Origin of the sequence: Marimonas lutisalis (genome assembly GCF_005434965.1) — a bacterium.
GTDB classification, from domain to species: domain Bacteria; phylum Pseudomonadota; class Alphaproteobacteria; order Rhodobacterales; family Rhodobacteraceae; genus Marimonas_A; species Marimonas_A lutisalis.
Window position 1 is genome coordinate 418,796 of record NZ_SKCI01000003.1, and the last position, 23,697, is coordinate 442,492.

18 protein-coding genes are annotated in these 23,697 nt (G+C 62.5%); 10 read left to right on the forward strand and 8 right to left on the reverse strand.

Features of this window, described 5'->3' with window-relative positions; genetic code table 11:
- Positions 1-218: 218 nt before the first annotated feature.
- A complete protein-coding gene (locus E0501_RS15200) occupies positions 219-1,853 on the forward strand; it encodes a M81 family metallopeptidase (RefSeq protein WP_161594632.1) in 1,635 nt (544 codons plus the stop codon).
- Between the two features lie 397 nt (positions 1,854-2,250).
- Here the strand turns inward: E0501_RS15200 and E0501_RS15205 are convergent, their stop codons facing one another.
- Positions 2,251-3,306: an alpha/beta hydrolase gene (locus E0501_RS15205; protein WP_137702224.1), complete on the reverse strand. Its 1,056-nt coding sequence runs from the start codon at positions 3,304-3,306 to the stop codon at positions 2,251-2,253.
- 228 nt (positions 3,307-3,534) lie between these two features.
- On the opposite strand from E0501_RS15205, the gene E0501_RS15210 reads away from it, so the two are divergent.
- The gene (locus tag E0501_RS15210) at positions 3,535-5,211 is read left to right on the forward strand and encodes an alpha/beta hydrolase (protein WP_137702225.1); all 1,677 of its coding nucleotides are present in this window, start codon (positions 3,535-3,537) and stop codon (positions 5,209-5,211) included.
- 58 nt (positions 5,212-5,269) lie between these two features.
- Here E0501_RS15210 and E0501_RS15215 read toward each other — a convergent pair whose 3' ends face one another.
- From E0501_RS15215 to E0501_RS15225, 3 genes are all read right to left on the reverse strand, one after another.
- Positions 5,270-5,584: an META domain-containing protein gene (locus E0501_RS15215; protein ID WP_137702226.1), complete on the reverse strand. Its 315-nt coding sequence runs from the start codon at positions 5,582-5,584 to the stop codon at positions 5,270-5,272.
- Positions 5,585-6,031: 447 nt separating this feature from the next.
- Positions 6,032-6,742, reverse strand: a complete 711-nt coding sequence (locus tag E0501_RS15220) for a DUF5681 domain-containing protein (RefSeq protein ID WP_137702227.1) — start codon at positions 6,740-6,742, stop codon at positions 6,032-6,034.
- A gap of 11 nt (positions 6,743-6,753) precedes the next feature.
- Complete coding sequence (locus E0501_RS15225; protein ID WP_137702228.1) at positions 6,754-8,040, reverse strand: site-specific DNA-methyltransferase; 1,287 nt, start codon at positions 8,038-8,040, stop codon at positions 6,754-6,756.
- 128 nt (positions 8,041-8,168) lie between these two features.
- Between E0501_RS15225 and E0501_RS15230 the strand changes: the two genes are divergently transcribed.
- Together E0501_RS15230 and E0501_RS15235 are read left to right on the forward strand one after the other, a co-directional pair.
- Positions 8,169-8,498, forward strand: coding sequence for a helix-turn-helix domain-containing protein (locus tag E0501_RS15230; protein ID WP_137702229.1), 330 nt, complete (start codon positions 8,169-8,171; stop codon positions 8,496-8,498).
- A 4-nt stretch (positions 8,499-8,502) separates the two neighbouring features.
- The gene (locus tag E0501_RS15235; RefSeq protein ID WP_161594633.1) at positions 8,503-9,363 is read left to right on the forward strand and encodes an ImmA/IrrE family metallo-endopeptidase; all 861 of its coding nucleotides are present in this window, start codon (positions 8,503-8,505) and stop codon (positions 9,361-9,363) included.
- Positions 9,364-9,652: 289 nt separating this feature from the next.
- Here E0501_RS15235 and E0501_RS15240 read toward each other — a convergent pair whose 3' ends face one another.
- Positions 9,653-10,138, reverse strand: coding sequence for a hypothetical protein (locus tag E0501_RS15240; RefSeq protein WP_137702231.1), 486 nt, complete (start codon positions 10,136-10,138; stop codon positions 9,653-9,655).
- Between the two features lie 100 nt (positions 10,139-10,238).
- On the opposite strand from E0501_RS15240, the gene E0501_RS15245 reads away from it, so the two are divergent.
- From E0501_RS15245 to E0501_RS15260, 4 genes are all read left to right on the forward strand, one after another.
- Positions 10,239-11,243 (forward strand): hypothetical protein, encoded by a 1,005-nt coding sequence (locus tag E0501_RS15245; RefSeq protein WP_137702232.1) that lies wholly within the window; start codon positions 10,239-10,241, stop codon positions 11,241-11,243.
- A 158-nt stretch (positions 11,244-11,401) separates the two neighbouring features.
- Positions 11,402-12,682 (forward strand): O-acetylhomoserine aminocarboxypropyltransferase/cysteine synthase family protein, encoded by a 1,281-nt coding sequence (locus tag E0501_RS15250; RefSeq protein WP_137702233.1) that lies wholly within the window; start codon positions 11,402-11,404, stop codon positions 12,680-12,682.
- 298 nt (positions 12,683-12,980) lie between these two features.
- Positions 12,981-15,875 carry a ribonuclease E domain-containing protein gene (locus tag E0501_RS15255; RefSeq protein WP_137702234.1) on the forward strand — a complete coding sequence of 965 codons (2,895 nt, stop codon included), beginning with the start codon at positions 12,981-12,983 and terminating at the stop codon, positions 15,873-15,875.
- Between the two features lie 15 nt (positions 15,876-15,890).
- The gene (locus tag E0501_RS15260; protein ID WP_235857871.1) at positions 15,891-17,201 is read left to right on the forward strand and encodes an FAD-dependent oxidoreductase; all 1,311 of its coding nucleotides are present in this window, start codon (positions 15,891-15,893) and stop codon (positions 17,199-17,201) included.
- Positions 17,202-17,255: 54 nt separating this feature from the next.
- On the opposite strand, the gene hppD is transcribed toward E0501_RS15260, so the two are convergent.
- Positions 17,256-18,353, reverse strand: coding sequence for a 4-hydroxyphenylpyruvate dioxygenase (gene hppD / locus E0501_RS15265; RefSeq protein WP_137702236.1), 1,098 nt, complete (start codon positions 18,351-18,353; stop codon positions 17,256-17,258).
- A gap of 140 nt (positions 18,354-18,493) precedes the next feature.
- Between hppD and E0501_RS15270 the strand changes: the two genes are divergently transcribed.
- A complete protein-coding gene (locus E0501_RS15270) occupies positions 18,494-18,949 on the forward strand; it encodes an Lrp/AsnC family transcriptional regulator (RefSeq protein ID WP_137702237.1) in 456 nt (151 codons plus the stop codon).
- Between the two features lie 9 nt (positions 18,950-18,958).
- Positions 18,959-20,839 (forward strand): monovalent cation:proton antiporter-2 (CPA2) family protein, encoded by a 1,881-nt coding sequence (locus tag E0501_RS15275; protein ID WP_137702238.1) that lies wholly within the window; start codon positions 18,959-18,961, stop codon positions 20,837-20,839.
- Here the strand turns inward: E0501_RS15275 and E0501_RS15280 are convergent.
- Together E0501_RS15280 and paaZ are read right to left on the reverse strand one after the other, a co-directional pair.
- A complete protein-coding gene (locus E0501_RS15280) occupies positions 20,836-21,627 on the reverse strand; it encodes a PaaX family transcriptional regulator C-terminal domain-containing protein (RefSeq protein ID WP_137702239.1) in 792 nt (263 codons plus the stop codon). The two genes, E0501_RS15275 and E0501_RS15280, sit on opposite strands and share 4 nt — an antisense overlap.
- Positions 21,628-21,666: 39 nt before the next feature.
- Positions 21,667-23,685 carry a phenylacetic acid degradation bifunctional protein PaaZ gene (gene paaZ, locus E0501_RS15285; RefSeq protein ID WP_137702240.1) on the reverse strand — a complete coding sequence of 673 codons (2,019 nt, stop codon included), beginning with the start codon at positions 23,683-23,685 and terminating at the stop codon, positions 21,667-21,669.
- Positions 23,686-23,697 lie beyond the last annotated feature (12 nt).

Below are 23,697 nucleotides of genomic sequence, written 5' to 3' on the forward strand. Positions count from 1 at the left end.
CAAGACCTAACGCAGTCAACTCCTAAGTGAACTCGTAGCCGCCGGCAGCGTAGGATTTGACCCTCGATTCTGGGCCCACCTTACCACCAGAGTAGGATCTGACCCTCATTTCCATGCTCGAATCGACTCCGCAGAGATACGGTCGAGAATGCAAAACTGAACCCGAAGCACTTGACCGCGACGCGTGCCGTCGCCCTGCTCGAGAAGGAATAAAGCTTATGAAGCGCAGAACATTCAATACACTAGCCGTCTCTGCAGGGGTTACTGCGCTATCGTCGCATGTACTGGGTTCGCCAGTAAAAAGTGGAAAATTACGGGTCTGCTGTGTTGGTTTTTTCCATGAAACAAACACATACCTCACCGAAGGCATGGGCGAAACCACGCTGGACAACATGCGTATCTTTCGGGGTGATGAAATCAAGGCACTCAGAGGAACAGCCTTGGGCGGGGCAGTAGATGTGTGCGAGGAAAACGGCTGGGAGTTGCTCCCAGGTCTCATATACGGACCGGATTCGAGCTTTGGTTTGGTGAATGCACAATTCTGGAACGATGCGAAAAAAGAAATGCTCGATACGCTTAAAGCACAGATGCCATTGGACATCGTTTACCTCGCTCTTCACGGTGCAGGCGTTGTGGATGGAACGCCCGATCTTGAAGGAGATCTAGCTGAGTCAGTCAGAGGACTGGTAGGAAAGGACACGATGATCGTCTGGTCCGGCGACCTGCATGGCAAGATCACGGACAAAATGAAGAACAATATGAATTTCTTCAGCGCCTGCAAAAAATATCCTCATCTGGATATGAATGAAGCTGCACGTGATGCGATGTATCGTGCCGCTACGATCTTGGCGGGGGAGTCGAGCCCCACAGCCGCCTATCGCAAGGTGCCACTGATGATGCCGCTCAGTAACACCGAAGAGGAAGGCATTTTTGGGAATCTACTCAAAGAGAAGTGTATTGAGATCGAAAATCGTCCCGGTGTTCTCAACTGCTCTGTTATGCACGGCTTCCCATACCAGGACACCGATTTTTGCGGCGTGTACCCGATGGTCACGACCGAAAATAACGCCGAGTTGGCACAAGATCTGGTGGACGAACTGTCCCAGTGGATATGGGATCACAAGAATGAGGCCTTTTATCCACTGAATGACTTGGACTCAACGATGAGCACTGTACTGGCCATGCTCGACAGAGACGGCCGCTATGAGCGTCAGCAGCCGACGAAGGGTGATATCATCGAACATACACCGATTGTGATTGGGGACGCTGCGGATAATCCCGGTGGTGGGGCGGGTGGCTCGGGGACGCACCTGCTGCGGGCCCTCTTGGAAACAGAAGGGTTGGGCAAAGTCGCTTTTATTTCCATACACGATCCAGAAACCGCACAGGCTGCGGTTGCTGCTGGTGTCGGAGCGACAATCGATGTGAGCCTTGGGGGCAAATTTGAACCCATTGCGGGCGAACCGATTGTGACCCAAGCCTATGTCAAGTCAATCTCCGATGGCTACGAATTCGTTCGCGGGGGAACCGCTTACGGTATCCCATACACGTTTGGTCCCTCAGTCAGGCTGGTCATCTCGGATACGGTGGATGTCATCGTTATATCCGGCCTAGTCCAGGCCTATGACGATTCACAAGCGAGACCACATGGTATCGCCGTCCAAGAATATGACGTTATAGGTGTCAAAAGCGGGAATCACTTCCGAGCGTTCTATGAAAATTTCACCGACAAGGTGCTGATCGTTGATGTGCCCGGAGCCACCAGTCGCGATATCACTCTTTTCGAGCACACTCAGTTAACGGACCCCATCTACCCTCTCGACGAAAACACAACGTTTACTGTTGCGAATTAGGAAAAACCTGCAAGAGCGATGAACTCGTGGGGCGCCTCGAGTCCCGCGGGTTCATGACACCGCCCGTCAAACATGTTCAGCACCGAACGGGACACCATACACGGTTGAGCCGGTCTGGCCTCGGACGAATGCAGGACCCGTTGTTGAACCAGAGCCTCGATTTCCTCGGTTGCCTTCTGCCCTTCTTCTGGCCGCATGGCTGGATCAGACAGGAGCCGAAGCGGCAATGGCGCTGTCTCAGATCTTGTGCTTGATCTTGCTTCCAGTCCCCGGTGCCAGAGCGGGTTGGGTTCTGGACCACAGTGTATTCCCGGCGATCCTCGGGGCTGCTTTCGCGGGCGGGATCGACATGCTGCTGTCGATTGTCAAATACGTCATACACTGACCTGCTGCGCGGCTATTCATTCGTCGCAGGTCGAAGGCGCCAGAGGTTTTCACCCTGCGCGACGAGGCCTTGCCGCGCATCGGCGCGTTCTCCCGCATGCAATAGGCGGCGCAGATCCTCACCGACGGCTCGGCTGTAGATGTGATAGAGATGACCTGTTGGACCCTCGCTGGGAAGGTCGCTGAGGTCGATCACCTCGACGCCTGCAAGTCGGTAAACATCGTTTCCCGTCTCCCCAAGTCGCGGGTAGCCATGCAATTGCGCCGAGAGCGCCAGCGGTCTGTCCCCGGTCGTCGCGTAGACTGTCGTGCTCTCCGCGATGGGACGCACCCGGGGTAAAATTCGCTCGAAAATCCCGAAATCCATATCCGGCGCCAGCAGCACAACATGTCCGAGCCGGATGTCGGGATGCCGATTGGCAACTTCGGCCAGCGCCAGAACGACACCCCGAGCACCAAGGCTGTGCCCGATGACATCCACGTTTCCGGCGCCGAAGCGCCGCTCCAACTCTATGATCGTGTCCGCAATGTCCGGCAGACTCCAGTAAAGATCGGCTTCGTCATGGGTGTAGTAGGCGGGAGCACCGTCCGAGGGCCAGCTGAACCACAGGAACCGCCCCACAAGGTCGGCGTTCTGCTGCAGCAACGCAGCGCGGCGGCAGCCTTTCTCGAAGCTGATATAGTATCCGTGGACATAGAGCGCCGGACCACGTGCGCCGGCCGTTTCTTCCAGCCGATCCAGGATGGCGCCCGGGTCCGCTTCCTCCACCGTCTGAACGCGGAGGAGTTCCTCGCGCAAGAAATTCGGAGCCATGTCGGCAAGTGGCGCCAGAACGCCAAGGTCGAGCTCTTCGACGCGGCATGCACCCGCTTTCAGATCGCTGCGTTCTCCTCCGTAGAAGTTAGCTGGATCATCCGATCCTGTCCTGTTGCGAAGCGTGAAATAGGGGAATTCCAAGGCCTGGATATCCGTCTGGGCCATCGACGGCATGGGGAAGGCGCATGACAAGGTGCCGAGGCAGAGCATGACGCCCATCAGGCGGGCGAAGGCTGGCGGTGACATCTTCATCCTCGATATATAGCTCAGCCGCGATTGCCAAAAAAAGCACTTTGGCGTTTGCTCCCTGCACTTTCGCAATGACGGCAAAGGGTCTCTCACAGGCAGTGCTTCAGACTAACCTTTTCGAAGGTAGCATTGGGAAGATGAAAAATTGCATCGATTCGTAAGTTTTTGCGCGTCAGTCGGCTTCGTGGCAAGGTCGCAGTCTAGACGTCGAAACCAGGGTAAACAGGCAACATGAACAACGGGCGAATAGCCAGGATCATCGGCAAGGTCTCGGTGCCGTGCTTCCTTCTCGGACTGCTCTTCTTTGCGGCCTCGCTGACCCCGTCGCTTATCCCGCGCGGACCGGCTCTACAAGGAATCCTCGGCGGGCTTGTCATGGCGATCGGCTATCTGATCGGCCAGATCGTTGCGTTGCTCTGGCGGGCGGCCGATCTTCCGCAGTTGTCCGGGCGGCCCGCAAAAATCCTGACAACGGTGATCGCGCTACCGCTCGTGGCGTTCTTTCTCTGGGTCCTTGGGTCCAGCCTGCGGTGGCAGAACGACATCCGCGGGAAGATGGGCATGGAAGAAGCGGATGCGCTTCAACTCGCCACGATCCTGCTGATCGCCTTTGCGACCTTTGTCATCGCTTTCGCCCTTGGACGGATCGTCGCCGCGCTGTTCCGCCTGATCCGGTCAAGATTCCATCGCATCATGCCGCCGCGGCGCGCCAATGTGCTGGGGTTCATCACGGTCGTGCTCTTCCTGTTCGTGGTCACGCGCGATGGCATCGTCGATGGGGTCGTAACGGGCCTCGACGAAAGCTACGAAGCCGCCCAGGAGCTCTTTGAGAACGCCCCGTCGCTTCCCGGCGACCCACGCATGACCGGCAGCGCAGAGTCCCTGATCGATTGGGCATCCATGGGCAAGCCCGGGCGGGACTTCATCACCTCCGGCCCAACATCCGAGGATATCTCGGCCTTCACCGGTCGGCCCGCGCTTAATCCGATACGCGTCTATGTCGGGCGCGCCAATGGCGAGACGCCCGAGGCGCGGGCCGAACTGGCGCTTGCCGAACTGATCCGGCAAGGCGCGTTCGAGCGCGACGTTCTGGTCGTGGCAAGCCCCACCGGCACCGGCTGGATGGACCCGGGATCCCACGATCCGGTCGAATACATGCATGGCGGGAACATCGCCACGGTCGCCGCGCAGTATTCCTACCTGCAATCACCGCTGGCGCTAATCCTAGAGACACGCACGGGGCTGGAACAGGCGACCGCGCTTCAGGACGTGGTGCATGGGTACTGGAAGACGTTGCCCGTCGATGCGCGGCCCCGTCTATACGTTCACGGGCTGAGCCTTGGCGCATGGTCGTCGATGCATGCCACGAACATGTTTCGACTGCTCGACGATCCCATCGACGGCGCGTTCTGGGTCGGGCCGCCCTTTCCCTCTGCCTTCTGGAACCATGTGCAGAACCAGCGCAATCCGGGCACACCCTGGGTCATGCCCGAGATCGGGGACGGGTCGCTGGTCCGCTATGCATCCCACACGGCGGATGCGTCCGAGGCCGCGGCGGACTGGGGAAACATGCGCATCGTCTTCCTGCAATATTCCAGCGACCCGGTCGTCTTCTATGACCCGCGGTCGCTCTGGCGGGCGCCGCCGTGGATGCGGGATCCGCCGGCCGAGGACATGACGGAGCACTTCATCTTCATGCCCGTCGTGACGCAGTTCCAGCTGGCGCTCGACATGGCCATGTCCTTCGGCGCGCCGCCCGGCCACGGCCATGCCTACTTCGCGCAGGACTATATAGGGCCTTGGGTTCAGGTCACGGCGCCCTCGGATTGGACCCCCGAAGATACGAAGCGGCTCAAGGCGCATTGCAATGTCGGCTACCAGCTCGGTTGCGCCACCGGTCGGCGGTGATCGGGAGCGTCATGGCGCAGGTGGCCGGCTCCCGCGACGCTTCGCGACGGCCACCCTGTCACTCGGGGGTCTCGACGAAATGCAAGACGGTGCGCCCGTCGAAATCTTCCATCACAAGGCCCGCACCAAATCGCACATAATCCGAAACCTGCGCGAGCACGGCGAGGAAACGCCGCTCCTGCGCCTCTATCTCATAGGGGCAGGCCATCATGGTCCCGGCCATGTTCTCTGGAAAGGCAAGCCCGAGGCCGGATGGCTGCAACTGTCCCCGGAACCGATTGCACCCTTCAAAGGCTGAGACATTCATCGCGTCGTCGATCACGAGCGTAGCCGGATCATCATTGGGCCAGGCTTCGCCGAAGACCTCCGTCACGGTCTAAGCCACACCGCCAAGGCGAGATCAATTCACTGGCCTGTTGACCATATGATCGTCAGGGAACTCGCATACGACGGTTGATTGCTAAAGAGCGCGACGGGACGCGAAATCACGCGATCGAAACATGAACATATTTTGCACACGACGCTCCGCAAGTTCTTGAAATCCCGTCAAAATCGTCACCATCCATCACGGGACAGAATTGGTGTGGCCGTCCGATGGCAGCTCTTCGGCCGAATTCACTCTTGGCAGCTGAAGCCAAAGTCGTCCGCTTCGGGCTCGAACCAGTCCTCTGCTGCATTGTCCACAAAGGTCGGCTCTGGCGTCGAAGCCACCGTTCGCTGGTCCAAGCAGTATTCTTCCTACTGCGACCGGTCGCCATGGACCGTGCGCTAAAGCGGCGACCATTTAGATCGCCGCCACGGCTGCCCGTACATCCAGCTACTAATCCGGAATAACCTTTCTGATGGCGTCGAGGCTTTCCTGGCCCAGTTGGATGTGCCGCACGATGTCCGCACGTTCCTCCTCGTCTTCCTCGGTTTCGAGCACCTCGGTCAGATCGGCAATACCGTCCTCCAGGACCTTCTTAGTTCGCACCAGGTCGTCCCATTCGGCCTTTTCCTCCTTTGTCATCGGCCCCATGATGCGGGCCGTCCCGGATCTGTAGTCGATGATGACGTGATCCGGGTGCGGCAAGGGGTTCGGCAGATCGGTAATTCCCAGCTGTTCGCGCCGCTGCAACTCCCTTTCCCACTCGATCTTGTACTCGGTGGCCCCTTCAATCCAGCGGTCATGCAACATCTTATTGGCGCCTTCGGTTGAAGCGAGAAGTTCCGCAAACAGACGCTGCGAGCGATGGTCGCCCTTGGCGGCCTTCACCGACATGGCGCGGACCACAGCTTGTGCCATCGGGACGGAGACATTTCGATTGCCGTCCCTTACCGTAATCTCGCGATAGGCTTCTTCAAGAATGATATCCTTCATACGCTCTTCGTGCAGCCCGGGCCGCTTGTTCTTCGCGCCTTTTGGCCGGCCACGTGGATTGCCCGACTGGCCGGGCTTGAACCGGCTGCTTTTCGGAGGCTTGCCATAGCCAATCTCGTAACCCGGCCTGGCTGCAACGGCTCCCCTGCTCTTCTGGTCACGCTCACTCATCCCGCAGCCTCCTACACCTGTACCTGTTGCGGCCAGCCGCAGAGCAATTGCTCGGCCTCGTCCTTCGCGAAGGCCTCCCACCGCGCCAGGATGCGATCGCAGTAGATCGGGTCGAGTTCGCCGAGATACCCGCGCCGCCCGGTCTTCTCGGCCGCAATCAGTGTCGAGCCCGAGCCCCCGAAGATGTCGAGAACGATGTCACCGCGCCCCGAGACATCCCGGATCGCATCGGCAATCATCTGCACCGGCTTGACCGTCGGGTGCAGCGCCAGCTCTTCCAGGCGATTGCCGTGACGGCTGTTCACGCCGCGGTATTCCCAGACATTTGTGCGATAGCGCCCATGCTGGCCAAGCTCGAAATTGTTGATATGCGGCGCCCTGCCCTTCTTGAACACGAAGATCAATTCATGGCGCGAGCGATAGAACGTGCCCATGCCGCCATTGTCCTTAGACCAGACAATCAGGTTCTTCATCTCGTCATAGATCCCCTGCCCGGCGTCCAGCATCTCAGACATGTGACGCCAGTCCATGCAGAGAAAATGGATCGAGCCATCGGTACTGTGATCGGCGAGATTGCGGAAGGCCGCTTCCAGGAAGGCTGTGAACTCTGCCCTGCTCATCTCACCCGCAGCCATGGCAAACTCGCGGTGCTGGATCTTGCCTGAGTTGCCGACATGACCGTCGATCGGCACGTTGTAGGGCGGATCGCTGAACACCATACGGGCCTCTTCGCCATCCATCAGCGCGGCAACGACATTGGAATCGAGAGCATCGCCGCAAACCAGCCGATGCCGGCCCAGCTGCCAGATGTCGCCAGGCTGCACCCGCGCCGGCGCCAGGTCCGGCACCGCATCGTCCGCGGGGTCGCCCGGCTCTTCCGGCGCCACGGTTTCCAGCAGTCCATCGATCTCCGGAATAGAAAACCCGGTTACCGAAACATCAAACTCGAGATCGGTCGACATTAGCGCCCCGAGCTCTGCCGCCAGCAGATCCTCGTCCCATCCCGCGTTCAGCGCCAGCTTGTTATCCGCCAACACATAGGCGCGTTTCTCATCATCACCCATGTAGTCGAGCCGCAGGCATGGCACATCGATCATCCCCAGAAGCTTCGCCCCTTCCACCCGGCCATGACCGGCAAGGATCGTTCGTCGTTCATCGATCAGCACCGGGTTGGTGAACCCGAAGGTTTCAATGCTGTCCGCAATCTGGCGGACCTGTTTCTTTGAGTGCGTCCGCGCATTCCGGGACCAGGGTTTAAGATCGCCGATTGCGATCATTTCGATATGTGCCTGGGTCATTTCGACCTCCATTTTTCTACTACCGTCAGAATCTCCTGATCGGCCTCTATCGTATGATTTATCTTACGACTGGCTTTTCGTCAATTTTGATCGTATCACTCCGTTCGACACATCAAACGGAGGGCAGCATGCAGATCGGTGAGAGACTGTTCAATCTCAGACAAAAAAGTGGGGAATCGCTTCAGGCCGTGGCCGACGCTGTCGAGATCTCAAAGGCGCATATCTGGGAACTTGAGAAAGGCCACAGCAAGAACCCGTCCTTCGAGCTTGTGCGGAAACTGGCCAAGCATTTCGGGGTCACCATTGATGAACTGATCGGTGAAGCCGCCGAACCGAATGCCGAGACCATTCAGATCAAGCGCATCCATCGCGGACTGGAAAGCTTATCCGAACGCGACAGAGCCATTGTTGAAGAAACCATCCACGCCATGCAAAAGCGGACGGAGAGCACGGGGTAAAGAATTGAAGCTGTCGCGCATTGACCTTGCAGATTTTCACGTTCCGCGTGTCATCGCGAAGGCGATACATGAGCAGCTTGACCGAATAGTTCAGCCCGTCCCGGTCGTTGAAATAGCCAGGGCTCTCGACATTGCAGAAGTCCGTCAGGATGACTTCGACGGTTTCGAAGGCATGTTGCTGACCGACCGTGTGCGTAGTTCGGGCGCAATCCTGGCGAATACGTCACGTGGCATGCGGCGTGCGCGTTTCACAATCGCGCATGAGCTTGGGCATTTCCTGATGGAATGGCATGAGTTCTCCGGAAAAACAGGATTTACATGCAGCGCTCGAAACCTGCGGGAAACTCGTGAGGGCCGCCGTGAACTGAAACAGGAGGCGCAAGCCAATCAGTTCGCAATCGGGCTTCTGGCTCCGTTTCACATGATTGACCCATTGCTGTCGGGCGACCCTGACCTGCGGGATGGGCAACGCCTCCGCGACAGTCTCGACCTCAGCCTCGAAGCTTGCGTCCGGCGGATGATCGAGCGACGCTCCGAACCGCTCGCGGCAATCTGGTCGAAGGATGGCGTGGTGCGTTATGCGATCCGCAACCGCGGGTTTCCTTTCGTCACACTCTCCGCCCGCGATCGCCTGCCGCAGACCTCACAAGCATTCCGGGCGGCATCAAACCACAAGCAAGGCTTCACCGAGTTCGCCGAGGCCCATCCGATGGCGTGGACCAACACATCGGATCTCAGCCTCTTCGAGCAAACACGCCTGACCGCAAATGGCCATGCCGTCACGCTGCTCTGGGCCGACGCGGCAGACGACAGCGATGTGGACGAAGACCTGCTCCCGGAACTGGGAGCGCCAAGTTTTCGGTAGCGCAGAGAGTGCGCTGCAGGCAACTACCCTGTTGTCCATGTCGGTTTCACTGTTTACGGCGCGGCATTCCCTGTTCGTCACCAGAGAATTCCCTGTTCCTGAAAGAACAGGGAATTAGCCTCTAAGCATCTGAAAACACGTTCGCAATCAGAACGAAAAACTCCAAAATTGCGGTAGAGAGGGCCAAAATCAGGGGATTTCCCTGTAAATTCCCTGTTTTCAGGGAAATTTCAGCTGAGACCGGTTCGACGCAGACTGCAACCACCACCACTTCACCCCCGTTCAATCCTCATGGCATCAGCACATCCCTGCGCTGGAAACTGGCCTGTTCGCGCGAAAGATCGTCGTAGATGATCTCGACGTCGACCGACTGGATCGAGCCCAGTGGATGCACCTCGTAGATCTTGGCGTCCTGCGGAATTGCGTTGGGTTGGGCCGTGTCCGACTGACACTCGGCCAGGGGCCAATCCTGCATTGGCGCGCCGTTGATCGAATAGCGCACGCCGACCAGCCCGCACCGCCAAGACAGGATATGCGTGAAATAAATCAAGTCGTTGCCGTCATATTCGCGAACCGCGATCCAGTTTCCCTTGGTCGCCGCCATGATCGGCTTGATCTCGGTCGCGGTCGTGAACTTGCCTGTCGGTGTCTGCGGTTCGGCCACGTATTGTGGTGCCTCGGAAATCTGCGCAACAGGGCCGCCAGCCACGCCTGACGAGGTGCCCCCACCTGAGTTGAGACCCAGGGCCACGAGGATCAGAATGAAATCCAGCATCGATATGTCCTTTTTCGGTTCGCGAGCACCATTCGCCCTTTGTCGGCGCCTGCTCCTGTCCCTATAATGATCGTCGAGCAGGCAATGGGCAGGTAGGATAATGGCCGCAAAGGCAAACCAAAGCCAGAAATTCAATATCATGGTTGTGGGCCAGTCGGGCCGCCTGCAATACGAGGCGTTGCTGTTTGCGGCTTCGCTCCGCCAGTTTTCGCCCGGGTTCAACGGGCGTCTGTTCGTGGCCGAACCGCAACCCGGCCCTGCCTGGAATAAGGACCCCCGCATCGGCAATGGTGACGTTCTGGCGGCATTGAACGACCTCGACGCCGAGATTTTACCCTTTGAAAGCAAACACTTCGGCGAGAACTATCCCTACGGAAACAAGATTGAGGCGCTTGCCGCCCTCCCCGAGGGCGAGCCATTCGTCTTTTTCGATACCGATACGCTGATCACGGGGGACGTCGCCGCCGTGCCGTTCGATTTCACCCGGCCCAGCGCATCGCTGCGTCGCGAAGGCACCTGGCCGCAGATCGAGCTTTACGGCCCCGGTTATACGCAGATCTGGAAATCGCTCTACGACAAATTCGGTCTGGATTTCGAAAGCTCGCTCGACCTCGGGCAGCCGGACGAATACTGGAAGCGGTATCTCTATTTCAACGCGGGCTTTTTCTACTATGAATGCCCGCGCGTCTTTGGCGACAAGTTCCTGGAATATGCGCTGGCAATCCTGTCGGACCCGCCCGAAGAGCTGGTCTGCCAATCGATGGACCCTTGGCTTGACCAGGTGGCTCTGCCGTTGGTGATCCACGCGCTGGGTGGCGGCCGCGACACCCTGCCCGAAGGGTATCTCGACGGCGCGGTCAGCTGTCATTACCGCCTCTTCCCGATGCTGTATGCGCGCGAGGCCGACCATGTTGTCGCCGCGCTGGAGGAAGTGGCGAGCCCGAACAGGATCAAGAAAGTACTCAAGCAATACGAGCCGATCAAGCGCATGGTCTACCAGAACCGAGGCCAGAAGGTACGGGCGCTGTTCGACCAGGATGATCTGCCCCGGCGCGAGCAAGCGATCCGCAACAGGATTAAACGCGAAGGGTTCTGGATGCGTTAACGCGGCGAACGCGCTTCCTGCGTCGCACCGCATGTCAGAACACGCGTTCGCCCCCGGGCCGTGCGCGCGTGAATTCTGCCTTTCCTGCGCGAGGCCAGTTGTTAGGCTGTGCCGAATGGCATACTGCTGTGACAATTCTACGCAAGGGAGGGCCAGTCATGGCATACGGATTCGACACGCTACAGGTTCATGCGGGCGCACGGCCCGACCCGGCGACGGGGGCGCGACAGACGCCAATCTACCAAACCACAGCCTACGTTTTTCGCGACGCCGACCACGCGGCGGCGCTCTTCAATTTGCAGGAAGTGGGATACATCTACTCGCGCCTGACGAACCCAACCGTCGCGGTGCTGCAGGAACGGCTTGCTGCGCTCGAGGGTGGCGCCGGGGCGGTCTGCTGCTCGTCCGGGCACGCGGCGCAGATCATGGCGCTCTTTCCGCTGATGGCCCCGGGCCGGAACATCGTGGCTTCGACACGGCTTTATGGCGGAACGGTCACGCAGTTCAGCCAGACGATCAAGCGGTTCGGCTGGTCGGCGACCTTCGTGGACTTCGACGATGTCGAGGCCGTGGCCGCGGCGATCGACGATGATACCCGCGCTATCTTCTGCGAATCCATCGCGAATCCGGGGGGTTACATTACCGATCTTGATGCGATTTCCGAAGTTGCCAACAAGGCCGGGCTGCCGCTGATCGTCGACAACACCTCGGCCACGCCCTACCTGTGCCGCCCGATCGAGCATGGTGCCACGCTGGTGGTTCATTCGACCACGAAATACCTGACCGGCAACGGCACGGTGACCGGCGGCGCGGTCATCGATTCGGGCAATTTCGACTGGTCGGCCAGCGGCAAGTTCCCGTCGCTGAGCGAACCGGAGCCCGCCTATCACGGGTTGAAATTTCACGAAACCTTCGGGCCGCTGGCCTATACCTTCCACGGTATCGCCATCGGGCTGCGCGATCTGGGGATGACAATGAACCCGCAGGCCGCGCATTACACGCTGATGGGGATCGAAACCCTGAGCCTGCGCATGGAGCGCCACGTTGAGAACGCGAAGAAGGTTTCCCAGTGGCTTGAGAAACATGATAAAATCGACGCGGTCACCTATGCCGGACTGGAATCGTCACCCTATCACGACCGGGTTGCACGGATCTGCCCGAAGGGCGCTGGCGGCCTGTTCACCATCGCGCTGAAAGGCGGCTACGAGGCCTGTGTGAAATTCGTCGACAGCCTGGAACTCTTCAGCCACGTGGCCAACCTGGGCGATACGCGATCGCTGGTGATTCACTCGGCCTCGACCACGCACCGGCAGCTGTCGCCCGAGCAGCAGAAGGCGGCGGGGGCGGCGCCGAATGTGGTGCGCATCTCGATCGGGATCGAGGATGCCGACGACCTGATCGCCGATCTCGACCAGGCGCTGGAAAAGGCCCACGGCTAAAGGCGATTCACCGGTTCTCAACGCCGGTTAACGCCACCGAACGCTGAAAATCAGGGGGGTGATTTGCGTGCACCCCCCGGCTGACATCCGGCTGCCGCCAAATCCAGGCGCGCACGGCCCTGCCGCAGCTTAATCGACCATGCGCCCCCATAAGGGGGCGTTAACCTTTTCCTCGGCGGGAAGCTGCTATAACTTCGGGATGATGTGAGGAGACTCCCCTAGACCTTTAAAGAGTGCTAAATCCCCGGCGATGAAACCAAGTTTTGCTTTATCCCTGTCCTTTGAGGGCATCGGGCTGTTGCACCGATCCTTTCCCGGCTGGAACCGGGTGGGAGAGGTCGCGCTCGATTCCCCCGATCTGGCCGGGGCGTTGGCGGTGCTGCGCGAGACTGCGCAGCAGATCAACGGCAAGGAACTGACCACGAAGCTGGTCATTCCCAACGACCAGATCAAATACCTTTCGCTCGATCTGGGCGTAACAACCGAGACCGAGCGCGAAACGGCGATCCGCGGGGCGCTGGACGGCGCCACGCCCTATCCCGTCGACCACCTGGTATTCGACTGGTCGGTCGAGGGCGACCAGACGCTGGTTGCAGCCGTGGCGCGCGAAACGCTGGCCGAGGCCGAAGCCTTTGCCGCCGATCACGGCTTTGCCCCGATGAGCTTTGTCGCGATCCCGCAGGAAGGCGCGTTTTCTGGCGAACCGTTCTTTGGCCAGACGCGGCATGCCGACAGTGTATTGCCCGAGGGCGAGGCGGTGCAGCGCGACATGGCTGCGATCCGCGTCACCGGCGTGGCACGCCTGCCCGAGGACGAGGCGGAGGATGACGCCGAGACCACCGTGGCCTTGTCCGGGGCGAACACGGTGGACGAAGCGGCAGCGCCCGAAGCCGAGGCGACCGCCCCCGAAGCGGCAGACGACATGCCCGAGGACGAAACGGCGGATGACGAAGCGCCCGGCCCGGAGGTCGCCGCCGAAGCGGCCGAGACGGCGCCAGATGAGAACGCGGCGGACGAGGGCGAAACCGAGGCGGCGGAGCCGACAGATGAGCCGGTCCCGCACGACGCGCTGGAGGAAGAGCCAACCGCCGAGCCGGAGCCGGTGTTCGAGCACAAGCCGGTAACGGACACGCCGCCCGAGCCGGCCCCTGAACCTGACCCGGAAACCGAGCTGGAAGCCGAGCCGGAGGCGGTGGACGAGATCGCGGGCGCAGCCACCGACACAGACACGGGCGAGCCCGAGGAGGAAACACAGGAGCCGGAAGCCGCGGCAGACGCCGCCCCCGTGCCCGCCTTCAGCACGATCCGCGCCCGCCGGGACGAACCGACAACGCCCGAGGCGCCGCGCCTGTCCGGCGTGAAACGCGGGGCAGAGGACCTGACCGCGCCGTCGATCCCGATCGAGCCGGACCACACGGACGAGGCCCCGACCCCCGCGATCGAGGCCACGCCAATGGCCTATGGCCAGGGTGACCTGCCCGGGGACGACATCCCGCCGATCCCCCCGGCCCCCGAATACGAAGAAGTCGGAGAGATTCCGCCCTTCCCCGATCACCTGCGCGATGACGCCCCCGCCGCCGAAGACATGCCAGCCCATGAGGCGGCGGAGCCGGCCGCGAAAGATGGCATGGCCGCCTATGGCCGCAGGGGCGCGGCGATGGCGGCCGGGCTGGCAACCAGCATCGGGTCGGGCCTGGCTGCGCGCAAGGCGCGCCGCGCCGAGGCCCGTGGGCAGGCCGAAACCGAGACCGCCCCGCTGCCGGATCCCGACGCCGAACGCCAGCGCATGACGGTTTTCGGCGCACGCGAGCGCGAAAAGAAGAAGACGGCCGCAGTGGGTGGCAAGCCGCGCTACCTGGGGCTGATCCTGACGGCGGTGTTGCTTCTGTTCCTGGCCGGGGTCGCGGCCTGGGCGTCCATCTTCGTGGACGAAGGCCTGTCACGCTTCTTTGGCCCGCGCGACACGGCGGTGGCCACCCTGCCCGCAGATGCCGTGGATGAAATGAGCGTCGAAGGCGAAGAGGCCATGGTGCCCACCCCGCCCGAGGACATGGTTGAAACCGCAGCGCTGGAGATTGCGCCGCCGCAGGAGGAGGCCCCACCGGCGCTGGCCGAGCCGCAGGCGCCACATGCGCTGAGCCTGGAGGAAGCGCAGGCGCGCTATGCCGTGACCGGCGTGTGGCTGCGCGCGCCCGAACCGCCCGCGCTGCCCCAGCAGGCCGATCTGGAGGAGCTCTACGTCGCCTCGATCGACGCGAGGGTGGAAGAGCACGACGCGGTGGCCCTGCCCGCAATCACCTCGCTGACGACGGACGAGGTGATTGCGCGTGTGGCCACCCCCGCGGCACGCGGCACGGTGTTCGACCTGAACGATGCGGGCCTGGTGGTTGCCACCGTCGAAGGTGCGCTGAGCCCGGAAGGTTTCATGGTCTATGCCGGGCGCCCGCCCGTGGTGCCCGACGCCCTGCCCCAACGCGAGGAGACAGCCGACCCCGCGCTGAGCGAGGCGCTGCAGAAACTGGCAGCCTTCCGGCCCAAGCCGCGCCCGGAAGGCCTGGTCGAGGAGAACGAACGCCAGACGCTGGGCGGGCTGACCCTGGCCGAGCTGGCGCAAATTCGGCCGAAACTGCGCCCGGAAAGCGCGCAGGAACAGGCCGCTGCCACCGCGGCGGCAGCGCAGGCAGCGGCCGAAGCCGAGGCCGAGGCTGAACGGCAACGCGTCGAGAACGCCGCCGACGCTGCGGTGGCCGAAGCCCAGGCCGCAGCCGAGGCGCAGGACCCGACCGCAGGAGGAACCGCGCAGGCGGTGCCTGTCTCGGTCAAGCCCGAAGCGCGGCCGCGGAATTTCTCGCGCATCGTGGAGCGCGCGCAGCAGGCCGATGAACGAGAGGCCACGCGCGTGGCCGCCGCGGTGCCCCGCCAGCAGGCCGTGGCGCCCAGCATCCCGTCGAAATCGAACGTCGCCAAGGCCGCGACCGTGCGCAACCAGCTGAACCTGCGCAAGGTCAACCTGATCGGGGTCTATGGCAAGCCCAGTTCGCGCCGCGCCCTGGTGCGCCTGTCGAACGGGCGCTACAAGAAGGTCAAGGTCGGCGACCGGCTGGATGGTGGCCGCGTTCAGGCGATCGGCGAATCCGAGTTGCGCTATTCCAAGAACGGGCGAAACGTGATCCTGCAGATGCCGCGCGGCTGACCCCGGATTGCAATGATGGACGGGCACGACATCTCAACCGACATCCTGGTGATCGGCGGCGGCACGGCCGGGTTTGGCGCAGCCATCGCCGCCGCGCGGCAGGGGTTTGCGACCTGTCTGATCGAGGCAGGCCAGACCCCCGGCGGGGTGATGGCCTTCTGCCCCGGCATGCCGTGGGGGGCGGCCTATCCGACAGGCACGCTGATCGGCGGGCTGATGGAGGAACTGGCCGGGCGGCTCATGGCCATGACGCCGCCCGCGGCCGAGGCGCGGCCCTGCACGCTGGAGAATTTCGGGCCCGAGATCATCTATGACCCCGAGATCGCGACCCTGACCATGGTCGAGATGCTGGAAGAGGCCGGGGTGCGCTTTCTTCCCGGGACCACCGCGCTTGCCCCGGTGATGGAGGGCCAGCGCATTGCCGCGGTCGAGATCGCCGACCGGCGCGGCCTGCGCCGGGTGCGGTCGAAGATCATGATCGATTGCTCGGGCGATGGCGACATCGCGGCCAAGGCCGGCGTGCCCTTTGCGCTTGGCGATGCCACGGGCGCGATGATGGGGGTTTCGCTGACCTTTTTCATGCAGGGCGCGGACTGGGACCGGGTGTTTGCCGGCAACGACCCCTATTTCACCGGCTTTGCGGAACAGGGCGTGGCCGAGGGGCGGCTGCATCCCGACCTGGCCAAGCTTTACATGATGAAGGGGTTTCATCGGGGATCGGTGTTCTGCAATTCGGTCGTGATCCGTGGTGTCGATGGCACTGATCCGGCCGACGTGGCCCGCGCCACCCAGGAAGGCCGCAGGCGGTGCCACGCGCTGGCGCGGTTCTTGGTGGACGCGGTGCCGGGCTTCGAGCAGGCAAGAATGACCCACCTGGGCCCCACGGTGGGCGTGCGCGAGACGCGCAAGCTGGAAGGCATGTACCGCGTCACCGGCGCGGACCTGGCGGCAGCGCGGAAATTCCCCGACGGGATCGTGGCCTGCGACAACCCCATCGACGACGTCATGCGCACCGACAATTCCATGACCCACGACGCGGCGCTGGGTGCGGGCGACTACTATACCATCCCGTTCCGGGCGCTGGTGCCGCAGACGGTCGAGAACCTGATGTTCGCGGGCCGGATCGTTTCGGCCGATGCCGTGGCCTTTGCCTCGGTCCGGGGGATGCCGCAATGCATGGCGATGGGCCAGGCCACGGGCACCGCCGCGGCCATGGCCATTCGCGATGCGATCCCGGTGCAGCAGGTGGATCATGCCGCACTGGTGGCCGAGTTGCAGCGGCAGGGGCTGCGCGGACTGGGGGACGACCGGCTGGGCGGCAAATGAAAACCCGGCCGCCACGCGGGCGGCCGGGCCCCCTCCTCCCCGGTCGGACCGGTCTTATTCCGCCGCCTGGATCTCGCCGCTTTCGATCTGTTCGCGTTCGATCGACTCGAACAGCGCCTTGAAGTTGCCTTCGCCGAAGCCGTCATCGCCCTTGCGCTGGATAAACTCGAAGAAGATCGGGCCGATCACGGTTTTCGAGAAGATCTGCAAGAGGATGCGGGTTTCACCGCCGCCCACCACGCCTTCGCCGTCGATCAGGATGCCGTGTTTCTTCATCCGGTCGATCGGTTCTTCGTGGTCTTTCACGCGCTCCTTCGACATCTCGTAATAGGCGTCGTTCGGGCCCGGCATGAACTTCAGCCCGCGCGACGCGATCTCGTCGGTGCTGTCATAGATGTTCTCGGTGCCCACGGCGATATGCTGAATGCCTTCGCCGTTGTATTTCTTCAGATAGCTGACGATCTGGCCGGTTTCGCCACGGTCTTCGTTGATCGGGATGCGGATCTTGCCGCAGGGCGAGGTGAGCGCGCGGGAAAACAGCCCGGTGAACTTGCCCTGGATATCGAAGAAGCGGATTTCGCGGAAGTTGAAGAGATCGCCGTAGAACTTGAACCACTTGTCCATGTTGCCCTTGAAGACGTTATGGGTGAGGTGGTCGAGGTAGTAGAAGCCGACGCCCGTCGGGTGGGCATTGGTGATCCAGTCAAACTCCTCGTTATAGGGCGAGGTGTCCAAATACTGATCGATGAAGTAGATCAGCGAGCCCCCGATGCCGCGGATGGCGGGCACGTCCATCGTCTTGCCGGGGCCTTCATAGGGCTCGGCGCCCATCTTCACGGCATGGTCGAAGGCGTGCTGGGCATCCACGACGCGCCAACCCATCGCCGGGGCGCAGGGGCCGTGTTCCGCGATAAAGTCGGCGGCGTGGCTGCCGGGCTCCATGTTGATCAGGTAGGAAATGTCGCCCTGCTGCCAGAGCTCGATGGCCTTGGCCTTGTGGTTGGCGACATGTTCGAACCCCATCCGGGCGAAAAGATCGCGCAGCTCCTGCGGCTCGGGGTGGGCGAATTCGACGAATTCGAACCCGTCTGTGCCGGCGGGGTTTTCATCGGAAATGGTGGCGCGGGGGGCGTCGTGCGGGAAAGGTCCCATGATATGCGTCTCCTGTTGGTGTCCTGTTTCCTGCCTAAAATACGATCAATCGAGTGTGATTTCAGCGCGTTTTTCGGTGGCAATTCTTGGAATAGCGCGCGATTTGCGCAAGAATATGAAAAACCACGCGGGAAACACGCATGATTGACAAAACAGATTCGCGGCTACTGGCCGAATTGCAGAAGAATGCGCACCTGACGGCACAAGAACTGGGCGAGCTTTTGAACCTGTCGGCCAGCCAGGCCGGGCGACGGCGTCAGCGGCTGGAGGCAGCGGGGATCATCCGCAACTACTCGGCCCGGCTCGATCCGCTGAAACTGGGGTTGTCGGTGCAGGCTTTCGTGCAGGTGCAGCTGTCGACGCATAACCCCGAGCAGGCGAAAAGCTTCAACCGGCTGATCGCCACCCGCCCCGAGATCACCAGCGCCTGGACATTGACCGGAGATGCAGACCTGTTACTTCGGATCTATACCGAGGACCTGGCGGCGCTGAACCGGCTGATTCACGAGGTGCTGCTGCCACATGAAGCGGTGAGCCGCGTGCACAGCCAGATCGTGATGGACCAGGTCAAGGCCGACGCACCGCTGCCGATGTAAAGGATATCCATGGAAAGCTTCCTGTTCCAGGCCTCGATCTATCTTGCCGCCGCTGTTATCGCGGTGCCGATCTCGGCACGGCTGGGGCTGGGTTCGGTGCTGGGCTACCTGGCGGCCGGCATCCTGATCGGGCAGATCCCGGGCATCGGGTCGGAAACCCAGGACCTGCAGCATTTCGCCGAATTCGGCGTGGTGATGATGCTGTTCCTGATCGGGCTTGAGCTGGAGCCCAACGCGCTGTGGAACATGCGTCACCGGCTGATCGGGCTGGGCGGCTTGCAAATCGGGCTGACCGGGTTGGCCGTGTTCGGCCTTGCCATAGCCCTGGGCCTTGATCTGGGGGCCAGCGTGGCGGTGGGCATGTTGCTGGCGCTGAGTTCGACCGCGATCGTGTTGCAGACGCTGAGCGAAAAGGGACTGATGCAGACCGGCGGCGGGCGCAGCGCGTTCTCGGTCCTGCTGACGCAGGACATCGCGGTGATCCCGATGCTGGCGATCCTGCCGCTGCTGGCGGTGCACATGCCGGTATCGCTGAACCCCGACGGCTCGATGACGCGGGGCGACGACGCGGGCGCGCATGGCGCCCATGCAACCCATTCCCTGGTCGAGGGGTTGCCGGGCTGGGGCGTCACGTTGGTGACCATCGGGATGGTCGCGGCGGTCATCCTGTTCGGCATCTACCTGACCCGCCCGCTATTCCGCTTCATCCACGCCGCGCGCCTGCGCGAGATGTACACGGCGCTGGCGCTGATGATCGTGATCGGTATCGCCTACGCGATGGTACTGGTGGGCCTGTCGCCGGCACTGGGCGCCTTCCTGGCCGGCGTTGTGCTGGCCAACAGCGAATTCCGCCACGAGCTGGAAAGCGACATCGAACCGTTCAAGGGCCTGCTGCTGGGGCTGTTCTTCATCACCGTGGGCGCGGGCATCGACTTTGGCTATTTCCTCAGCCGGCCGGCCAATATCATCGGCCTGACCTTCGCGCTGATCGCGGTGAAGGGCACGATCCTTTATTTCATCGGCCGGGCCTTTGGCCTGCGCCACCGCGATCTTTGGCTGTTCACGCTGTCGCTGGCGCAGGCCGGTGAATTCGGCTTCGTGCTGATTTCCTTCTCGCTGCAACAGAACGTGCTGCTGCCGTCGCTGGGCGAAAAACTGTTGCTGGTCATCGCCATGTCGATGCTGATGACGCCGCTTCTGTTCATCGTTTACGAATGGCTGTCGAAACGCGCGGGCGAAGGGGCCGAGCACACGACCCCGGACGAGATCGACGAACAGGGACCGGTGATCATCGCCGGGATCGGGCGGTTCGGGCAGATCGTTAACCGCCTGGTCCAGTCGAGCGGGTTCAAGACCGTGGTCCTGGACCATGACATGCGCACGATTCAGCTGATGCGGAAATTCGGCTTCAAGGGTTTTTTCGGAGATCCCACGCGGCCCGAGCTGCTCCATGCCGCCGGGTTGAAGGAAGCGCGCGTTCTGGTCGTTGCGCTGGATGATCCATCTGCGGCGACCCGTCTGGTCGAATATGCCCGGCGCGAGCGGCCCGACCTGCATATCATCGCCCGCGCGCGCGACCGGCACCATGTTTTCCAGCTCTACCGCGCCGGCGCCGATGACATCGTGCGGGAAATGTTCGATTCCAGCCTGCGCGCCGGGCGCTACGTGCTGGAGAATATCGGCCTGAGCGAGTACGAGGCCGCAGCCGCCGAGCAGGCATTTTACGCCCATGACCGCGAAGCGGTGCGTGATCTTGCCCAGCTTTGGGACCCGAATATTCCCGCCGACCGGAACGAGAAATACATGGCACGCGCCCGCGAGCTGGAAAAAGAGCTGGAAATCAACCTCTTGTCGCTGCTGGACGGTGGCGACGGCGGCAGGGGCAACTAGGCGCTCAGCGCCCGCGTGAGGATCGCCGGATCCGGGCGGTCGAGCCGTTCGAGAAGCCGGGCGATGAGCGTCCGGGCCAGGGCGCCGGGCCAGTCACGCCCCATCAGCGCCTCGGGGCCGGGGCCGTGGCGCAGCACCAGCCGCCGCCATTGGTGCAGCGCCAGCACGCGCAGCACCGCCCGGTCGATCGGCGCCCGGGGCACCGGCGCCTGCAGCGCCAGTTCCAGCGCATCCGACAGCGTGGCATAGGCCGCGGCCAGCTCGGCGGGGGCAAGGATCTGGCGCGCCCAGTCCGGAACCGCCCCGGGCATGGCAGCCCATGCCAGGAATGTATCGGGCACCGCGGCCGCGCCATCGGGCAGAAGCGCCGCCCGCGGCGCCAGGATAATCACATCGGGATGATCGAGCCCCTGCATCGCCTCGGCCGTGGGCGCCAGCACGATCTGCCAGCCGTCCGGAGGCGGCGCGGTGTCGCCATAGACACGCTGCGAGACCGACCGCGTCAGCGCGCGGCCATGATCGGTAAGCCCGTAGAGCGAGCTGCGCCCGTCACGTTCGGACTGGACCCAGCCATCGCGGCGCAGCCGGTGCAGCGCCACGCGCATCGCCTCGGGCTTCATTCCCATGCCCTCGGTTAGCGCGCTGAGCACGGGGCCGGGCACGCGGGCGCCGGGGGCCGCAGACAGATCGCCCAGGATGGTCACGATCACCGACCACGTCTTGAGCGCGCCGCAATTCAGCAGCGCCGCCACAACCGGTTGAGGAGCAAAGCTTTTCCCGTCTTCCATGCGGCTTCATAGCATGAAAGACGGGCCCCGCGCCAATGCTCAGAACGCGTTCATCGTCAGGAGTTCGTATTCGGCCACGATGTCGCCATCCTGGTTCGACAGGGTCACATGCCAGCGCACCTCGCCATAGTCGGGGTTGCGCGGGGTTTTCGCCTTGACCGTAAGCCGCACGCGGATCGCATCGCCCGCCTGAACCGGTTTCATGAAGCGCAGATTGTCGAGCCCTGTATTGGCCAGAACCGGGCCTTCGTTCGGCTCGACGAAGAGCCCGGCGGCGAAGCTGAGCAGAAGGTAGCCATGCGCCACCCGCCCCGGAAAGAACGGGTTCCGCTTCGCCGCGTCCTCGTCCATGTGGGCATAGAAGGTATCGCCGGTGAAATGCGCAAAATGCTCGATGTCATCCATGGTGATCTGGCGCGCGGCGGTGTGGATCGTTTCGCCGATGGCCAGATCGCCGTATCTGCGGGTGAAGGGATGCGCGGGGCCCTTGACCTCGGCCGCGCCGGGCACCCAGCGCCCGCCGATCGCGGTCAGGATGTCGGGGCTACCCTGCACCGCGGTGCGCTGCATGTAATGCATCACGCCGCGGATGCCCCCCAACTCCTCGCCGCCGCCGGCGCGGCCGGGACCACCATGCACCATGTGCGGCATCGGGCTGCCATGGCCGGTGCTTTCCGCCATGCTGTCGGCGTTGTTGATATAGATCCGCCCGTGCCAGGCGCCTGCGCCCAGCACCACTTGGCGCGCCACATCGCCATCGCGGGTGATAAGCGAGGTGACAAGGCTGCCGCCGCCGCGATTGGCCAGCGCCACCGCGTGATCAAGATCGCGATAGGCCATCACGGTGGAAACCGGGCCGAAGGCCTCTGTATCGTGCACGCGCTGCGCATTGTCGGGATCGGCGCAATGGAAAAGCAGCGGGCTGACAAAGCCGCCCTGCCCTTTCATCGGCAGATTGTCGGGATCGCCGTAAACGCGCTCGGCCTCGGCGCCAATAAGCGCGGCCTTGGCCAGAACGTCGGCCTTCTGATCCGCCGAGACCAGCGCCCCCATGCGCGTGGTCGGATCGCGCGGATCGCCGATCGGGGTTTTCGCCAGCCGCGCGCTCACCGCCTCGATCACCGGCTGGATCAGCCCGTCAGGCGTGATGATGCGGCGGATCGCGGTGCATTTCTGCCCCGCCTTTGCGGTCATCTCGCGTGCCACTTCCTTGATGAACAGGTCGAATTCAGGCGTCCCCGGCGCCACGTCCGGCCCGAGGATCGAAGCATTCAGGCTGTCCTGCTCGGCCGCGAAGCGCACCGAACTGGCAAGCAGGTTGTCATGCCCGCGCAGCCTCAGGGCGGTGGCGGCCGAGCCGGTAAAGGCCACAACGTCCTGTGCGCCCAGATGGTCGAGCATGTCGCCCAGCCCACCGGCCACGAATTGCAGCGCGCCCTCGGGCAGGAGGCCGCTTTCCAGCATCATCCTTACCGCCAGTTCGGTGACGTAACAGGTGGCCGTCGCCGGCTTCACGATCGCCGGCACACCGGCCAGGAAGGTGGGCGCCAGTTTCTCCAGCATGCCCCAGACGGGGAAATTGAAGGCGTTGATATGCACCGCCACGCCCTGCAGCGGCGTGCAGACATGCTGCCCCAGGAAGCGGCCTTCGCGGCCCAGCTGCTCCAGGTCACCATCCAGGTAGACCTGTGCATCGGGCAGTTCGCGCCGCCCCTTCGAGGCGAAAACGAAAAGCGTGCCGATGCCGCCGTCCACGTCGATCATGTGATCGGACTGGGTCGCGCCGGTCTCGAAGGAAATATCGTAGAGCGCCTGCTTGCGCTCGTTCAGGTAGAGCGCCAGCGCCTTGAGCATCTTCGCGCGCTGGTGAAACGTCATCGCGCGCAGGGCCGGGCCACCACGTTCGCGCGCATGGGTCAGCATCGCGCCCGCGTTCAGCGCGTCATTCCCCGCCTCGGCGATCACTTCGCCGGTGATTGCGCTGGCGATGGGCCGCGCCCCCTGTCCCGGCGCCAGCCATTTGCCTGCCACGAAACTGTTGATCTGCTGAACGCTCATCGGCTCCCCCTT